Raw genomic sequence first — 17,551 nt, forward strand, 5'->3', positions numbered from 1 at the left:
GATAGTGTGGAAAACTGTACACATATCATTTCCATAAAATGTGAAATACTTGTGAACAAGTTAAGTTTTTTTATTCACAGCATGGAATGACGTTTTTAGAAGTTTTCCAACATAAAACATTGATTAATAGTAAAAAACTAAGGTATAATCGAAATTGAAAATCAATATCAATAATGAAGATAAAATTATACATATAGATAAAAATAAGGGAGAGATAAATATGACTACATATACTTCCATCGCTAATGTGATTAAAGAAAGGCGCTCTGTTCGTACATTTACAGACAAAGCAGTAGAAAAAGATCTATTAATTGAACTATTAAACGATGCAACATGGGCACCAAATCATAAGCACCGTGAACCATGGAATTGTAAACTATACATCGGAGAAGGCCGCAAGAAATTAGTAGATGCAGTATTAAACTCTTTCACAGAAGAAGAAAGAGCGAAACGCGGTAAAATTTTATCAGATCGTTTCTTAAACACGCCTGCACAAATCGTTGTATATATAAATGAAGATCCGCGTCAAATTCAACGTGATGAAGATTACGCTGCAACATGTGCATTTATGCAAAACTTCCAACTTCTTGCTTGGGAACGCGGATTAGGTTGCGTTTGGAAATCAGGCGGATTAAACTACAATCCATTATTTATAGAAGGAATCGGTTTAACAAGAGGTCAACGTATCGTTGGAATTCTTCACCTGGGCTATTTCGATAAAGCGCCAGAAGGAAAAGCTCGTACTCCGATTACGGAGAAGATGGAGATTATTGAAGGTTAATAGATGAGACATTCTCGTTTTTGCGGGGGTGTCTTTTTATTATGCAATCAATCCTCATGAAAGCTTGTTCTTCATCATACACTTTCTTAAGGGAAAGTGTAAGGAGGGAAAATAATGAGAGCAAGTGACGATAAAGCACTGCAATATGCGATTGCGGAAATTACGGAAATTGCGACTGGATTTGGGCTTGATTTTTATCCGATGCGTTATGAAGTATGTCCAGCGGAAATTATTTATACATTCGGTGCATATGGGATGCCGACGAGGTTTTCACATTGGAGTTTTGGAAAACAGTTTTTCAGAATGAAATTACAATACGATTTAGGTCTTAGTAAAATATACGAACTCGTTATTAACTCTGATCCATGTTACGCCTTTTTATTAGATACGAATTCTTTAATTCAAAATAAATTAATTGTAGCGCACGTTTTAGCGCACTGTGATTTCTTCAAAAATAATATTCGTTTCTCTAATACGAAACGCGATATGGTGGAGAGTATGGCAGCGACAGCAGATCGTGTGAAGGCGTATGAACATAAGTATGGAAGAGAAGAGGTAGAAACGTTCTTGGATGCAGTACTTGCCATTCAAGAACATATTGATCCATCGCTTATGCGTCCGAAACTTGCTTGGAGTATTGGAGATTTAGAAGAGGATGTAAAAAAGAAGAAGATATCACAGTACGATGATTTATGGAATTTAGATGATCGAAACAAAAAGAGGGAACGACCTAATATGCATAAAAAGAAGAAAATCCCACCGCAGCCAGAAAAAGATTTACTCCTCTTTATTGAAGAATATAGCCGTGAGCTAGAAGAGTGGCAGCGCGACATATTAACGATGATGCGCGAGGAAATGTTATATTTCTGGCCACAGCTTGAAACGAAGATTATGAATGAAGGCTGGGCTTCCTTCTGGCATCAACGCATACTCCGTGAAATGGACTTAACATCTTCTGAAGCGATTGAATTTGCAAAGCTTAATGCAGGTGTAGTTCAACCATCAAAAACAAGCATTAACCCATACTACCTCGGTATTAAAATGTTTGAAGATATAGAGGAGCGCTACAACAACCCGACAGAAGAAATGAAACGACGCGGTGTAAAACCAGGATCTGGTCGAGACAAAATTTTTGAAGTACGTGAAATTGAGTGGGACGTATCGTTCTTAAGAAACTACTTAAATAAAGATCTTGTTATGCGAGAAGATATGTACTTATTCCAGCGCCAAGGAAAAGAATATAAAGTAATAGATAAAGAATGGGAGAATGTGCGTGATCAACTCGTAAATATGCGGACAAATGGTGGGTTCCCGTACTTAGTAGTAGAAGATGGAGACTACTTAAAGAACGGAGAATTATACATTAAACATAGTTACGAAGGAATCGAGCTCGATTTAAAATACTTAGAAAAAGTACTGCCATATCTTCATCAATTATGGGGAAGAACGGTGCATATGGAGTCCATTGTGGAGAGTAAGGGCGTTGTGTTTTCTTATGATGGGAAGATGGTGCATCGGAAGTATGTGTGAGGGGAAGAACGGACATAGGATACTGTGTCCGTTCTTTTTTATTTAAAATAGGAAAAATATTCCATTCTTGAAAAAAGGGAGTTATATAGAGAAATGGAGCGATTAAAATGAGCAAAGTAGGGGTATGCAAGGTTGATATTACGCCGCCTGTAGGTATTGATTTTGTCGGATATCATAGAGAGACAGGAATAAATAATATTGAAGAGCGTATTTATGGGACAGTTTTTGTATTTGAAAAAGATGAAATGAAAACTGTGTTTATAAGTATTGATAATATTGGAATGTTAGTAGAAGATACGAATATGATTCGTGAGCGAGTAGCAAGTAGGCTTCATGTTCCATTTGAGCGAATAACAGTTGTTTATACACATACCCACTCTGGTCCAGAAACGGTCGGTGATAATTCGCTCGTACAGTCGTATAAAACGATTTTAGTAAATAATGTGGTGCAAGGTGCTGTTACTGCTAATAAAAACTTGAAGCGATGTGAAGTTGGCTGGAGTGTTACGACAGGTGATATTGGGGTCAATCGAAGAGAGAGAACATCTGATGGAAAAGCGAAGATGGGAACAAATATAGATGGTGTTGTAGATAAACGAATTGGTATGTTAGCAATAAGAGATGCTGAAACGAAGGAGTTATCTGGGGTTTTAGTATTTTGTACTGCGCATCCGAATGTTTTAAAAGGTGATAGCGATGTATTATCAGCAGATTATCCTGGAATGACGAGAGAGATTCTTGAGAAAATCGTAAACTGTCCTGTTATTATTGTGCAAGGAGCTGCTGGTAATGTAAATGCAAAGTATCGCGGTTCAAGTGAAGCGTTAAAACAAATGGCTTACATACTTAGTGGACATATATTAACGATGTTGCCAGCAGTTACATATAGCCCAATTTTAAATTTAAGGACAGTTTCAAGTACGGTGCAAATGAAGTTGAATGATATTCCTGAAATTGATGAGATACGAAGCATGGCTCGATTAGCTGAGAAGCAGTGGGGCGTAAATACGGAAGAATGGCTTACTATCGTTTTAGAGAAATATAGGCAAGGTATTCGGCGGTTAAGTATTGATTTAGAAGTGCAACTGTTTCAAGTTAATGATGGTATGTTTTTAGGTATACCGATGGAACCTTTTTCAGAAACTGCCTTAGAAATGAAAGAGAGCCTTCAAAATGAATTGGCTTTCTTTGGTGGATATATGAACGGATATCTTGGTTATTTACCGACAAAAGACGAATATGCATATGGCGGATATGAAGTAGAATTAAGTCCTATTGTGTATGGAACAGTTACAAATTTGTTAATGCCACCGGGAGAGAATACTGCGGAGTTGATTGTGAAAAAGGTTATGGATTTATGTAATATGGTGAAACTTTAATGAGACAGATTTTTGAACGCAGAGTAAAGAATATGACTAATTGTGTGATTTTGTTAAGTCAACGTAATTAATAATGATTATCATTATTAATTACGTTGACTTTTAAAAAAAGAAAAACTAGAATTTATAAAGGGATCTTCAATTGTTCGCTATCATTTGTATAGGAGGTAAGTTATGTTGTATAGCTTTATTTCTATAAGATGTAGGTTGGCTCTTTATAGTTTTGGTGTTCTTTTTATCTTTTTTTGTATAGTATTTTTGGTGAATCAGAAGGTGTATGCAGAAGATGTACCGTGGACATCAGTTTCAAATGAGGGAGAACGTGTACTTTTTCAAGAACAATCTTTGTATAGTAATGATCGAAGGGGAGAAGATCTTGTTTCACCTTCATTTGAAGGGCGTAAACATGGTGGGGAAGATTGGGGATACTTATTAAGAGACAGTAATTTTAATTATCCATCTAATATCCTTACACATTCTATAATAGGAAGAGATGATCGAATTAGAGTTACTGATACAACTTTGTATCCTTATAGGGCTATAGTACACATAGTAATTCAATTTAATGGACAAGAGGTTTATGGGTGTACAGGAGCGCTAATTAGTAAAGATACAGTATTTACAGCTGGGCACTGTGTTTATAATAAAAAGCTTGGTGGATGGGCAAAAAATGTTATTGTGACTCCTGGTAGAAATGGAAACCAAGCACCGTATTTGCCTTATAGTTGGACAAAGCTTTATTCAGTAAGTGGATGGACTGATGATGGAGATTCGGAATTTGATTATGGAGCCATTAAATTAAATGGATCTCCTGGAGATTATACAGGGTGGTTAGGATATAGAACTACTAATGTAGAGTCTCCAAAGGGGTTACTCGCAGTAGTTCCAGGGTATCCGTGTGATAAAGTAGGAAATGAAAAATATACTATGTGGACAGATTATGGACCAATTGAAGGCACTAGTCCTAGAATTTTAACATATAGGATGGACACTTATGGATGTCAAAGTGGAGCACCCGTATATCATGACTATTCTCGCACGGGTGTAACAATAATAGCTACCCATACAGTAGGAAGTAATTCTTGGAATTCTGGAAACCGGGTGACAGACGATGTTTTTAATAATCTTAAAAAATGGTCTGAATAAATATAATAAGCTTTTATGGATTTTATGTTGTGTACTGGTCATAATCATAATGTCTAGTTCTATAGCAAATAATGAAAAGAAGTTTAGTAAGGTTGTTAATTCTGTAACTTTTCACGTAAAAAATAAAGAAAAACAGCCAATAAAAGATTTTGAAATTATACTTATGAAAGACGAATCACCTGAACCCAGTAAAGAAATTGGGATCTCAATAGGGAAAACAGACGAAGAAGGAAAAGTTATTTGGAGGAATGTGAGAACGGGAAAATATATCGTATTTTTGCCAAATAACGAGATACAGATGGTTATGATTAATGATAGAGGTGCAACGAAAAAAATAAATATATCATTGTAGAAAAAGAGTCCATTGGGATTCGTTTTCTCAGGTTGTGGCATTAAAGAATTTTACGTGGAATGGATCTAACCTTATGTGAAGAAGCTATTGATTTTGAAAATTTAAATACAGGTGTATTTAAATTTTCAAAACACGTATTTATACATTGGTTTAATCGTACAGAAAGTTATAGAACTATACGTAAAAGAACTTGGAGATATCTAAGTTCTTTTTTATCTCGCTATTTGCCGGGCAGTAAGACCCCCACCTCAAAATTCAGCGGAAGCAAAGAAGTTAGGTGGGGGATTAACTGTCCGTAAAAGCCCGATTGGTGAGGGATGATTAAAGTTCCACTTTATTTGTTTCAAATTTGTGAAAGAAAGACATATTGATTGAAATTAAATTTTTTATACTCTATCATATACCCATACAGGTATAGGTTTTTGTTTAATGCATGAGGAAATCAAATAATAAATAACATGGAGGTTTGAAATATGTCTAGAAAAATTGTTGTAGTAGGCGGAGTTGCTGGCGGGGCATCAGTAGCTGCAAGGCTTCGTCGTTTAAGTGAAGAAGATGAAATTATTATGGTGGAGCGCGGTGAATATATTTCATTTGCAAATTGTGGCTTACCATACTATATTGGCGGTGTTATTACAGAAAGACAAAAGTTATTAGTACAAACTGTTGAAAGAATGTCAAAGCGCTTTAATCTAGATATACGTGTATTGAGTGAAGTAGTAAAGATTAATAAAGAAGAGAAAACAATTACGATAAAGAATGTAACTACAAATGAAACATACAACGAGGAATATGATATTTTAATTCTTTCACCAGGGGCGAAACCAATTGTTCCACCTATTCCGGGTATTGAAGAAGCGAAGGCGATGTTTACGTTACGAAATGTACCTGATACAGATCGTATAAAAGCGTATATTGATGAGAAGAAACCACGTCATGCGACGGTTATTGGTGGCGGATTTATTGGAGTGGAAATGGTTGAAAACTTAAGAGAACGAGGAATTGATGTTACTCTTGTAGAGATGGCGAATCAAGTAATGCCACCAATCGATTATGAAATGGCAGCATACGTACATGAACATATGAGAAATCACAATGTTGAGCTTGTTTTAGAAGATGGTGTAGATGCGTTAGAAGAAGACGGGGCTATTGTACGTTTAAAAAGTGGCTCAGTTATAAAAACAGATATGATTATTTTAGCAATTGGTGTACAACCAGAGAATAGTTTAGCGAAAGAGGCAGGATTAGCATTAGGAGTTAGAGGAACGATAAAGGTAAATGAGAGATTTCAAACATCAGATCCACATGTATATGCAATTGGTGATGCGATTGAAGTGAAAGATTTTGTTACAGAAACAGAAACGATGATTCCTTTAGCGTGGCCAGCTAATCGTCAAGGTCGCATGTTAGCAGATATTATTCATGGCCATACGGATTCTTTATATAAAGGTACGATGGGAACTTCTGTAGCTAAAGTTTTTGATTTAACAGTTGCTTCGACTGGAGTGAATGAGAAAATATTAAAACGATTAAATATACCCTATGAGGTAGTACATGTACAGGCGAATTCGCATGCAGGATATTATCCGAATGCTACGCCAGTGCTAATAAAATTAATTTTTAATAAAGAAAGCGGAAAAATGTATGGGGCGCAGGCGTTAGGGTGTGACGGTGTAGATAAACGTATTGATGTTATCGCAACGGCAATGAAGGCAAACTTAACTGTAATCGATTTGCCGGATTTAGAATTATCATATGCCCCGCCCTATTCTTCTGCAAAAGACCCAGTAAACATGGTGGGGTATGCAGCAAGTAATATAGTAGATGGTTTCGTGGACACAGTACAATGGCATGAAATAGATCGTATTGTTGAAAATGGTGGGTATCTTATTGATGTTCGAGAGCCGAATGAACTCAAACAAGGAATGATGAAAGGTTCTATTAATATTCCGTTAGATGAATTACGTGATCGATTGGATGAAGTGCCAATGGACAAAGAAATATATATCACTTGCCAACTTGGTATGAGAGGGTATGTTGCAGCGCGCATGTTAATGGAAAAAGGATATAAGGTAAAGAACTTAGATGGTGGCTTTAAATTATACGGAACAGTAGTACCAGAACGTGTTGTATATTAATATTTTTTCATCTTCCACTTCAAAATTTGGTGGAAGATGAAAGCCTATATAGTAAGGTTTCACTTCTTGTTTTGTGAACATATAAGATAAATATTAAAAATAGGGGTTTACAAAATACCCTATAGGGTATAATATATTGTCATAGGTTATAAATAGTGACATAATGGTAATGAGGTGATTATAGGATGGAATATAATCAAGATATGAAAAATAGATTGAAACGTATTGAAGGTCAAGTTCGTGGTGTACTTCGTATGATGGAAGAAGGAAAAGATTGCCGAGAGGTTATTACACAGTTAACGGCATCTCGTTCTGCACTTGATCGTACAATTGGACTTGTTGTTGGGACAAATTTAGAGCAATGTTTGCGTGAGCAGTTTGAAAGCGGTAATGCTTCAAATGAAGAGTTAATTAAAGAAGCTGTTCAATTACTTGTAAAAAGCCGATAATCTGTCAGACATAATTGTTGACAGATTTTCAAAAACATTTTAATATACCCCTACAGGTATATGTATATAAATTATGGAGGAATCGACTATGAATATAAAAGTGGATATGAGTTTAGATTGTAAAGGGTTGGCTTGTCCGATGCCGATTGTGAAAACGAAGAAGGCGATAGAAGGATTAGCACCAGGGCAAGTGATTGAAGTTCAGGCAACAGATAAAGGATCTACGGTAGATATAAAAAGTTGGGCGGGTAAAGTAGGACATCAATATATCGGGACGAAACACGAGGATAATGTATTGGTGCATTATGTTAGGAAAGCAAACGAGCATGAAGTGAATGAAATTGTGAAATATCCTCATACAATTACGAATGCTGAATTGGAAGAGATAGTATTAAGTGGTGAAGAGTGTATTATAGTAGATGTTCGTGAAGCGGCGGAATTCGCTTTTGGTCATATTCCATCGGCTATTTCAGTTCCATTAGGCGAACTTGGTAGTGCGGAATTAGATCAGACGAAGCAAATTTACGTCGTTTGTCGAACTGGTAACCGTAGTGATGTAGCTTGTCACATGTTGAAAGAGAAAGGTTATGCAAATGTGAAAAATGTCATCCCAGGCATGTTAGAGTGGAAAGGGAATGTGGAAAAATAAAATTTTTTAAATAAAAATATACCTACGGGGGTAATGAGATGAATGTTAAAGCATTACAAGCAAAAGATGTTGCAGAGAAAGTTTTATTCGGAGAGTTGTTTATTTTAGATGTTCGTAATGAGGCGGATTATGAAGGTTGGAAAATTGAAGGAAAAGAAGTTACTTCAATGAATGTGCCGTACTTTGATTTATTAGAGGGTGTAGATCGTATTGTCAGTGAACTACCTAAAGATAAAGATGTTTTAGTAGTATGTGCAAAAGAAGGGTCTTCTATATTTGTAGCAGAGCAATTAACAGAGGCTGGATTAGAAAATATTTACTATTTATCTGGTGGTATGAAGGCTTGGAGTGAATATGTAAAGCCTATAAAAGTGGGAGATTTAAAAGATGGCGGAAGTATGTATCAGTTTAACCGTCTTGGAAAAGGTTGCTTATCATATATGGTTATTTCAAACGGTGAAGCAGCAGTTATTGATGCAGTAAGAACAGTTGAAGCGTACGAAGAGTTTGCGAAAGAGCATGGCGTTACGATTACGAATGTAATGGATACACATTTACATGCAGACCATATTTCTGGCGGACGTAAGTTAGCGGAAAAAGTAGGTGGTACGTATTGGTTACCGCCAAAAGATGCAGAGGAAGTTGTGTTCTCATATAAACCACTTGTTGAAGGATCTGTTATTACGGTGGGGGGTACTAAAATTGAAATTGATGCATTATACTCACCGGGGCATACGATTGGAAGTACGTCATTTATTGTAGATGATTCCTATTTATTATCAGGTGATATTTTATTTGTAGATTCAATTGGACGTCCAGACCTTGCTGGGAAAGCTGAAGATTGGGTAAGTGATTTACGTACTACTTTGTATAGCAGATATAAAGAACTATCTCAAAACTTAGTTGTGTTACCGGCTCATTATTCAAAAATAAGTGAAATGGACGAGAGTGGTATTGTTAGTGCTAAATTAAAAGATTTATTTGCGTATAATGCAGGATTAAATATTGAGGATGAGGGAGAGTTTCGTAAAGTTGTAACGGAGAATTTACCACCTCAACCGAATGCATATCAAGAAATTCGTCAAACAAATATGGGGCGATTAAATCCAAGTCAAGACGAAGAGCGTGAAATGGAGATTGGTCCAAACCGTTGTGCTGTTCATAATTAATTCGATTTCAAATGTAATAAAAATAGGAGGTATATAAGATGAAAGTGAAAGAAGTATTAGATGTAAAAGGATTAGCATGTCCAATGCCAATTGTAAAAACAAAGAAAGCAATGGAAGCATTACAATCGGGGGAAGTGTTAGAAGTACACTTAACAGATAAAGGTGCGATTAAAGATATTCCAGCATGGTCACAAAAAGGCGGTCATGAGGTGTTAAAGCATACAGAAGAAGAAGGCGAATTAAAGTTCTGGATTAAGAAAGCTTAATTATAAAAATAGGAGGCAAACAAGATGAAAGTGAAAGAAGTATTAGATGTAAAAGGATTAGCATGTCCAATGCCAATTGTAAAAACAAAGAAAGCAATGGAAGCATTACAATCGGGGGAAGTGTTAGAAGTACACTTAACAGATAAAGGTGCGATTAAAGATATTCCAGCATGGTCACAAAAAGGCGGTCATGAAGTGTTAAAACACACGGAAGAATCTGGTGAATTAAAGTTCTGGATCAAGAAAGCATAGCGGTTCAATAATAAGTGGAAGATTACATCCTCTGCTTATTATTGAAAGTAAAGAGGATAATCATATATGTCTTATATAGTTATATCTCTAATAGTATCGATGCTAGGAAGTTTAGTAAAACGTTACATTCCGGTTTTAAATGTTGCATATATTTCGTTAGAACAAGTAAGGAAAATGGAAAGTGTTGTTGTAGATGTACGCAATTATACAGAGAGTCACAGTGATAACACTTCTAGAATTATGTGTATACCGTATGCGTATTTAAAACGGTATTATCATGAAATACCAAATAAGCCTTTGCATCTTATTGTTCATAATAAAGTGGATCGGAATTTAAGTGTTCGTTTTTTAAGAAAGAAAGGGTTCCATATTCAAAGCTATAGTATATATTTGGACGGGAAAAAGGCATAGAAGGAGTTTAAATAGTTTTATGGATGTAAAGACAATATTGAATGTAATCTTAATTGTACTTGTATCGTGGTTTATTATTTCTCGCTTCTTACCAGTTAGAGGAGTAAAAAATATTTCAGGAAAAGATTTAAAACGTATGATGGGGCAAAAGAATAAACAATTTATCGATGTACGTACAGTAGGTGAGTATAGAGGGAATCATATGAAAGGGTTTCAAAATATCCCACTAAATGAGTTAGCGAGTAAGGCAAATCAGTTAGATAAAAATAAGGAAGTAATTGTTATTTGTCAGAGCGGGATGAGAAGTAAGCAAGCAGCAAAGGTATTAAAGAAATTAGGATTTCAGCACGTTATCAATGTTTCAGGCGGTATGAATGGTTTGTGAGGAGGGAATTTAAAATGAAAGAAATGACAGTAAAAGAATTGGAAGAAAAATTGTTACGTAAAGAAGCAGTAAATATCGTGGACGTACGTGAAGTAGAAGAAGTAGCCGAAGGGAAAATTCCAGAAGCGTGTAATATTCCACTAGGACTATTAGAGTTTCGTATGCATGAGTTGGATAAAAAGAAAGAGTATATTATCGTTTGTCGTTCTGGCGGAAGAAGTGCACGAGCAGTTCAGTTTTTAGAGAGCTACGGTTTTCAAGCAATTAATATGGTAGGTGGTATGTTAGCATGGGAAGGTAAAGTCGTATAGTACAGAGATACATGATTTGAACCTTTTTATAAATGATGAAATACCCCTATAGGTAATCGGAGGGAGAACAACATGGAACAACAGAAGAAAACAACAATCGTTTTATTTAGCGGAGATTATGATAAAGCAATGGCTGCTTATATTATTGCAAATGGTGCAGCGGCGTATGATCAAGAGGTAACTATTTTTCATACTTTTTGGGGATTAAATGCTTTAAGGAAAGATGAGCATGTGAAGGTAAAGAAACCTTTTATAGAAAAAGTGTTTGGAAAAATGATGCCACGCGGTGCGGATAAGATGGGATTATCAAAAATGAATTTTGCAGGTATGGGACCAAAGATGATTAAAGGTATTATGAAAAAACATAATGCGATGCCTTTACCAGATTTAATCGATTTGGCGAAAGAACAGGGGATTAAACTTGTCGCTTGTCAAATGACAGTAGATTTATTAGGGTTAAAAGAGGAAGAGATTATGGAAGGGGTAGAGTTTGCAGGAGTAGGAGCTTATTTAGCAGATGCTTCGGATGGAAATGTAAACTTATTCATTTAATTCATCTTCTTTCTAGAAGGGAGGGGATGTAAGATGAGCTTAGTCGTATTACTTTTTATAATTGGATTTATAGGATCGTTTATATCAGGAATGGTTGGAATTGGCGGTGCGATTATTAATTATCCGATGATCTTATACATTCCGGTATTGCTAGGATTTTCTGGCTATACATCACATGAAGTGAGCGGTATTACAGCGGTGCAAGTATTCTTTGCAACTTTTGCAGGGGCATGGGCCTATCGGAAAAGTAATGATATGGATAAAACGCTAGTTGTATATATGGGAGCTAGTATATTAATAGGAAGTTTCATAGGGAGTTTTGGTGCTAACGTATTAGCGGAACATACGGTCAATGTTGTTTATGCAGCTTTAGCCACAATTGCTGCTATTATGATGTTTGTACCGAAGAAAAATAATAGCGGAGCAGTTCATTATAATAAATGGTTAGCAAGTTTGTTAGCATTTATTGTAGGAGGTGTTTCCGGTATTATTGGAGCTGGCGGTGCATTTCTTTTAGTTCCTATTATGCTAGTTATTTTAAAATTACCATTGCGCATGACGATAGCAACATCTATCGCTATTACGTTTATTTCCTCAGTAGGGATTACGACTGGAAAAGTGATTACTGGGCAAGTAGTTGTGATTCCAGCTCTAATTATTGCGGTTGCAAGTATATTTGCTGCGCCACTTGGAGCGCGAGTCGGGAAGAGGATAAATCAAAAAGTACTACAATATATGTTATCGATTTTAATTGTCGGCACTGCTGTTAAGATGTGGATCGATATGATATCAAAATAAAAGGACGGTGCTGCTTACAGCCCGTCCTTTTATTTATTGCCCGTAAACCTCACGGATTATAGTTTTACTTTATGCCCAAATAACTTTCATTAAGTTTTTATATTCGTCATTCGCTAATTTATATAGCATTCTCGTATGTTCAAAGACAAGTGCTGGATTAAAGTTTGGTTCTGAGAATGCAAGAGATGTTGAAATATCAATTGCATTTTGCTTATTTAATGTGAATTTTGCAAAGCGATAAGATGTATTTAATTCATTAATGAGATGTAAAATATCATTTGTTGATGTTGCATCAGGCACGTGAGCAACATTGAAGCAGTATATATCCACCGTAGGATGTTCGTTTTGGAAAGCAGCGATAAGTTGAATTTTTGCGCCAGCTTCTGTCTCTAATCCTACTGAAAAATGAACAGAGCCATCATTTTCATCTATATTTTCTTCCATGTATATATCGTTGGATTTTAAGTAGTCTTTAAAATCTGAGATGTTATGTTTTACTGCAGCTTTCATATGTATGAGCCCCCTGATAATTGGAATAGATTGCTACTATTTATTATAATTTAAAAATATTGAAAAAGATAGTTAGAAAGTTCTGATTTTTGATTCTGACGAAATAAAAAGAAGCAGTACTCTACCTCCATAGAGTACTGCTTCTTTACTATTCATTGTCGTTAGACGATGTTTCTGTATCTTCACTGCTATTTTTGTTCTTATTTTTCACTTCATTGTTACTTGATTCGCGCTCACTTGAATTTTCAGACTTAGATTCTTTTGTCTTTTTCGAATCAGAGTCTGAGCCAGACTTTGTATATGCAGGTAGCCCAAGATGAGTACGAAGTTCATTTGTAACATTAGCTAATTCTTTTTTATCTGGATTGTAGTAGTAAGTTCGACCACCACCAGCAGATTTGCTACAAGTATCGTCACCTTTTGCCATATAGCAATCATCACCTTGGATTTGTAATTTCTCAATTTCCGAATCCGATCCATATTTATAGAATGAAAGCATATCATCAAATGTTAAGTTTGTAACGAATTGTCCGTTAATATCATCAATGATGTTACCAACTTTTGTTACAGAACCAACACTTGTTAGTTTCTTTAAAATAGCCTCGATAACGAGTTGTTGACGTTGTCCACGCATGGCATCACTATCGATGTGTCTTGTTCTAGCAAGAGCAAGAGCTTCTTCGCCATTTAGCTTTTGAACACCTTTTTCTAGGTGAATAGCCTCAGCATTATCATTGCTATCTTGCTCAGTAAATTCAACTGGTACATCAACTTCAACACCGCCCAAGTCATCGACGATTTTTATAAATGATTTAAAGTTGAATTTTACAAAATAATCGACAGGAACATTCATTAATTTTTCAACTGCATCAATGCTTGCTTGTGGTCCACCATTTTTTCCGTTTTTAGCAGAACCGAATGCATGAGCGTGTGTAATTTTATCTTTTTTCTTTTCTATTGGAATATAAGTATATGTGTCACGTGGGATACTTAATAGTTTAACAGTTTTGCTATCTTTATTAAATGTTGCAAGCAAAAGGGCGTCTGTTCTTATAGCTTCACCATATTCTTTTCCTCGGACATCGCTTTCATCAACACCCATTATTAAAACAGAGACGTTATTTGTAATAGGTTTTACAGCTTTATCTCGTAAATCAGATTTATCACCGCGTGCTAAATCGTGTGCGGCATTGCGAACAGCAGAAGATGCTTTATTTACTAAAAACCAAGTATAACCGCCGCCTATTAATAAAACGAATAGTATAGCGCTTATAATAATTTTTATTTTTTTCTTATTTTTTTTCGGTTTATTGCGTGTATTTTCTTGCAAAGATGGGTTTTGCTCCATTTCCTGTACTCCTTCATTTGGATTGAAATACGACACTCATATCCACTTATTATAATGAAATTTAGCGAAAAAAAACATTACAAAACATTTACATTTCGTAAAAATTCAATATATTTATAAAAAGTCAGATTTTCTATATATTATTTGTCAGATGTAGAATAAGTATAAGGGCTTTTAGTAGAAATGAAAATATATATTATGAGAAAGTGATAGGGAAGTAAGATTTGTTGAAATATAGCCAAGAAGAAATGAGTAAGCTTACTTATTTCTTCTATATAATAAAGAAGAATTTGACGGATAAAGGAGAGAGCATAATGAATCATACATCATTCCGAGCAATCGTTGTGAACGAAAAGGAAAATCATCAGTTTGTAAGAAAAGTTGTTGAGAGAGAAGTAAGTAGTTTACCTGAGGGAGACGTATTTATACAAGTTCATTATTCTTCATTAAATTATAAAGATGCTCTTTCAGCTACTGGTAATAAAGGTGTTACGAGAACATATCCTCATACGCCGGGAATTGATGCTGCAGGAGAAGTTGTGAGTAGTGAAGATAACTCTTTTAAGGCAGGAGATCAAGTTATTGTAACGGGATATGACTTAGGTATGAATACCTCTGGTGGTTTCGGAGAATATATTCGCGTGCCATCATCTTGGGTCGTGCCTTTACCAGAAGGAATGTCATTAAAGGAAAGTATGATGTATGGGACAGCAGGTTTTACTGCGGCTTTGTCGGTATATAAGCTTATTGGAGCAGGAATCAAGCCTAATATGGGAGATGTTTTAGTAACGGGTGCTACAGGCGGCGTAGGGAGTGTAGCTGTTAGTATATTAAGTAAGTTGGGGTTTAACGTAGTAGGAGCGACAGGAAAAATGGAAGAGGAAGATATGCTACTACGTCTAGGAGCGAAAAAAGTGATTCATCGCGCGGAATTGAATGATGAATCAGGAAGACCGATGTTAAAAGGGATATACGCCGGAGTTATTGATACTGTAGGTGGACGTATGTTAGAAACAGCTTTAAAAACAGTAAAGTATGGTGGTTGTGTAACGACATGCGGTAATGTGGCAGGCCAGGAATTACAAACAACGGTATATCCGTTTATTTTACGAGGCATAAGCCTTTTAGGGATAGATTCTGTGCAATGTCCAGCAGATGTGAGAAGTGATGTGTGGACGCTCTTAGCAAATGAATGGAGTAATAAAGAGTTAAGATCTTATACAGGAGAATGTACATTAGAAGAATTAGAGGGGAAGTTTACACTTATATTGCAAGGAAAGTTAAAAGGAAGAACAGTTGTTAAAATATAATAAGAAAGAGACGCTTACGTTAGCGTCTCTTTCTTATTATAATGATTGTTTTAAATTGATTTTTCCTTGTTCACCTAAAACACCGTCAGCGATATTTACAGCGTGATCGCCAATGCGCTCTAAGTTACTTACCATATCGACGAAGATGATACTTGCATCACCTGAACAGCTGCGTTCGTTTAGACGTAATACGTGACGTTTACGAAGAACACGTTCCATTTGGTCGATTTTGCGTTCTTTAGCAATAACAGTTTGAGCTAGTTCAGTATCGAAGTTTGTTAAAGCTTCAACTGAGTCTTGTAGTGTTGAAATTGTTAACTCAAGCATTTCGTTTAATTCAGCTAATGCTTCGTCTGATAGTGAAACACGGTTTGAAATTTGGAAATCTACAAGTTCTACAAGGTTTTCTACATGATCACCGACACGTTCAATATCTCCAACAACACCTGCTAAAACGGAATGTTTTTCAGAATCCGTAGGCGAAAGCGGCTTTTCTGATAGTAAAACTAAATACTCGGTAATTTTTTTATCTAAATTGTTAATAGCTCCTTCTAATTGAGTAGCCATGTCAGCGTGTTTTTTGTCTTGTGTATTTAAAAATTGGTTTGCTTCTTTTAATCCATGTAATGAAAACTCAGCCATACGGATAATTTCTTTTTGAGCTTCTGTTAAAGCGATAGCTGGAGATTGCTCAATAAAAATTGGGTTTAAATGCTGCGGTTTGAAATCAATAGCAGAATCTTCGCCGCGAATAAGTTTTGTTACAATCCATGCTAATACAGCGATGAATGGGAATTGAATAACTGCATTTGTTACGTTAAATGTTCCGTGTGCAAATGCAATTGTCATTTCTGGATTTAAGTTTAATGATGTTTGGAAATATTGAATTAAGCTTGTAAATGGTACTAATAAAATCGTAAATATAATTGTACCGACGATATTAAAGATAACGTGAACTAATGCTGCACGTCTTGCGGCAATAGAAGTACCGATTGCTGCTAATACAGCTGTAATTGTTGTACCGATGTTATCACCGAATAATACAGGAAGGGCAGCTTGTAAATCGATTGCACCTTGACCGAATAGTTCTTGTAAAATACCGATAGTTGCACTTGAACTTTGTACAATTAAAGTAAAGACTGTACCGACAACAACTCCTAAAATTGGATTATCACTCATACTAACCGTTAATTCTTGGAATGATTCTAAAGAGCGAAGAGGTTTCATACCTGTGCTCATTAATTCCAAACCGAAGAATAACATACCAAAGCCGAATATAACTTGACCTAAAGAATGTACTTTTTTATTTTTAAAGAAGAATAATAAGATAGCTCCAACTGCCATAATTGGGAGAGCGTATTCTCCGATTTTAATTCCGATAATAAATGCAGTAACTGTCGTACCGATGTTTGCACCCATAATAACACCGATTGCTTGTCTTAATGTCATAAATCCTGCACTTACAAGTCCGACTGTTAAAGCGGTTGTTCCTGAACTGGATTGGATTAATACCGTAACTAACATACCTGCTAGTACACCCATGAGTGGGTTTGTTGTAAAACGATCTAGAATATCACGAAGACGATCTCCAGCTGCTTGTTGCAGTCCATCGCCCATGTATTTAATCCCGAATAAGAAAATACCTAATCCACCAATGAACTGGAAGATCATATCTTGAACATTATATTCCACGCATTCCACTCCTTAAATTTCATATACGATGTAATTATTAACTGAACCTTGAGTCACTGTAAACGGTTTGCTAGTAAAATTTACACTAAATTTACAAAGGGTAGAAAAGTTTACAATACCTTA

At 35.7% G+C, this 17,551-nt stretch carries 20 protein-coding genes; 17 read left to right on the forward strand and 3 right to left on the reverse strand.

Going from position 1 to position 17,551, the window contains the following annotated elements; all coding sequences use genetic code 11:
• Positions 1-220: 220 nt before the first annotated feature.
• The 16 genes from ACTFRY_RS21830 (at position 221) to ACTFRY_RS21905 (ending at position 12,568) form a co-directional block, all read left to right on the forward strand.
• On the forward strand, positions 221-781 hold the full coding sequence (locus ACTFRY_RS21830) for a nitroreductase family protein (RefSeq protein WP_000214816.1): 561 nt from the start codon (positions 221-223) through the stop codon (positions 779-781).
• Positions 782-895: 114 nt separating this feature from the next.
• Positions 896-2,311 (forward strand): stage V sporulation protein SpoVR, encoded by a 1,416-nt coding sequence (spoVR, locus tag ACTFRY_RS21835; RefSeq protein WP_098616989.1) that lies wholly within the window; start codon positions 896-898, stop codon positions 2,309-2,311.
• A gap of 107 nt (positions 2,312-2,418) precedes the next feature.
• Positions 2,419-3,690 (forward strand): neutral/alkaline non-lysosomal ceramidase N-terminal domain-containing protein, encoded by a 1,272-nt coding sequence (locus ACTFRY_RS21840; protein WP_098616988.1) that lies wholly within the window; start codon positions 2,419-2,421, stop codon positions 3,688-3,690.
• 174 nt (positions 3,691-3,864) lie between these two features.
• Positions 3,865-4,836, forward strand: coding sequence for a trypsin-like serine peptidase (locus ACTFRY_RS21845; protein WP_000966972.1), 972 nt, complete (start codon positions 3,865-3,867; stop codon positions 4,834-4,836).
• Positions 4,802-5,188: a DUF2606 family protein gene (locus ACTFRY_RS21850; protein ID WP_000478585.1), complete on the forward strand. Its 387-nt coding sequence runs from the start codon at positions 4,802-4,804 to the stop codon at positions 5,186-5,188. The genes ACTFRY_RS21845 and ACTFRY_RS21850 overlap by 35 nt, the downstream gene beginning before the upstream one ends.
• 473 nt (positions 5,189-5,661) lie before the next feature.
• Entirely contained in the window at positions 5,662-7,326 is a 1,665-nt protein-coding gene (cdr, locus tag ACTFRY_RS21855) for a CoA-disulfide reductase (RefSeq protein ID WP_098616987.1), read from the forward strand.
• Between the two features lie 185 nt (positions 7,327-7,511).
• Positions 7,512-7,775, forward strand: a complete 264-nt coding sequence (locus ACTFRY_RS21860; protein ID WP_000456205.1) for a metal-sensitive transcriptional regulator — start codon at positions 7,512-7,514, stop codon at positions 7,773-7,775.
• A gap of 73 nt (positions 7,776-7,848) precedes the next feature.
• Positions 7,849-8,424 carry a sulfurtransferase TusA family protein gene (locus tag ACTFRY_RS21865; RefSeq protein ID WP_001999122.1) on the forward strand — a complete coding sequence of 192 codons (576 nt, stop codon included), beginning with the start codon at positions 7,849-7,851 and terminating at the stop codon, positions 8,422-8,424.
• 38 nt (positions 8,425-8,462) lie between these two features.
• On the forward strand, positions 8,463-9,593 hold the full coding sequence (locus ACTFRY_RS21870; RefSeq protein WP_001101019.1) for an MBL fold metallo-hydrolase: 1,131 nt from the start codon (positions 8,463-8,465) through the stop codon (positions 9,591-9,593).
• 38 nt (positions 9,594-9,631) lie between these two features.
• Positions 9,632-9,859, forward strand: coding sequence for a sulfurtransferase TusA family protein (locus ACTFRY_RS21875; RefSeq protein WP_016117195.1), 228 nt, complete (start codon positions 9,632-9,634; stop codon positions 9,857-9,859).
• 24 nt (positions 9,860-9,883) lie between these two features.
• Positions 9,884-10,111 carry a sulfurtransferase TusA family protein gene (locus ACTFRY_RS21880; protein ID WP_000864996.1) on the forward strand — a complete coding sequence of 76 codons (228 nt, stop codon included), beginning with the start codon at positions 9,884-9,886 and terminating at the stop codon, positions 10,109-10,111.
• A gap of 66 nt (positions 10,112-10,177) precedes the next feature.
• Complete coding sequence (locus tag ACTFRY_RS21885) at positions 10,178-10,522, forward strand: hypothetical protein (protein ID WP_000120509.1); 345 nt, start codon at positions 10,178-10,180, stop codon at positions 10,520-10,522.
• Between the two features lie 19 nt (positions 10,523-10,541).
• On the forward strand, positions 10,542-10,907 hold the full coding sequence (locus ACTFRY_RS21890) for a rhodanese-like domain-containing protein (protein ID WP_000382694.1): 366 nt from the start codon (positions 10,542-10,544) through the stop codon (positions 10,905-10,907).
• Between the two features lie 14 nt (positions 10,908-10,921).
• Complete coding sequence (locus tag ACTFRY_RS21895; RefSeq protein WP_000661816.1) at positions 10,922-11,218, forward strand: rhodanese-like domain-containing protein; 297 nt, start codon at positions 10,922-10,924, stop codon at positions 11,216-11,218.
• A gap of 72 nt (positions 11,219-11,290) precedes the next feature.
• On the forward strand, positions 11,291-11,770 hold the full coding sequence (locus ACTFRY_RS21900; protein ID WP_016117197.1) for a DsrE/DsrF/DrsH-like family protein: 480 nt from the start codon (positions 11,291-11,293) through the stop codon (positions 11,768-11,770).
• 33 nt (positions 11,771-11,803) lie between these two features.
• Positions 11,804-12,568, forward strand: a complete 765-nt coding sequence (locus ACTFRY_RS21905; RefSeq protein ID WP_098616986.1) for a sulfite exporter TauE/SafE family protein — start codon at positions 11,804-11,806, stop codon at positions 12,566-12,568.
• 69 nt (positions 12,569-12,637) lie between these two features.
• Here ACTFRY_RS21905 and ACTFRY_RS21910 read toward each other — a convergent pair whose 3' ends face one another.
• Together ACTFRY_RS21910 and ACTFRY_RS21915 are read right to left on the reverse strand one after the other, a co-directional pair.
• Positions 12,638-13,078, reverse strand: a complete 441-nt coding sequence (locus ACTFRY_RS21910; protein WP_000642360.1) for a YbjN domain-containing protein — start codon at positions 13,076-13,078, stop codon at positions 12,638-12,640.
• 148 nt (positions 13,079-13,226) lie between these two features.
• Positions 13,227-14,426, reverse strand: a complete 1,200-nt coding sequence (locus ACTFRY_RS21915; protein WP_000437393.1) for an LCP family protein — start codon at positions 14,424-14,426, stop codon at positions 13,227-13,229.
• A gap of 314 nt (positions 14,427-14,740) precedes the next feature.
• On the opposite strand from ACTFRY_RS21915, the gene ACTFRY_RS21920 reads away from it, so the two are divergent.
• Positions 14,741-15,736, forward strand: coding sequence for a YhdH/YhfP family quinone oxidoreductase (locus ACTFRY_RS21920; RefSeq protein WP_098616985.1), 996 nt, complete (start codon positions 14,741-14,743; stop codon positions 15,734-15,736).
• A gap of 36 nt (positions 15,737-15,772) precedes the next feature.
• Here the strand turns inward: ACTFRY_RS21920 and ACTFRY_RS21925 are convergent, their stop codons facing one another.
• The gene (locus ACTFRY_RS21925; protein ID WP_000456265.1) at positions 15,773-17,428 is read right to left on the reverse strand and encodes a Na/Pi cotransporter family protein; all 1,656 of its coding nucleotides are present in this window, start codon (positions 17,426-17,428) and stop codon (positions 15,773-15,775) included.
• Positions 17,429-17,551: the final 123 nt, after the last annotated feature.

Origin of the sequence: Bacillus cereus group sp. MYBK195-1, assembly GCF_051916605.1 — a bacterium.
Taxonomy (GTDB): domain Bacteria; phylum Bacillota; class Bacilli; order Bacillales; family Bacillaceae_G; genus Bacillus_A; species Bacillus_A cereus.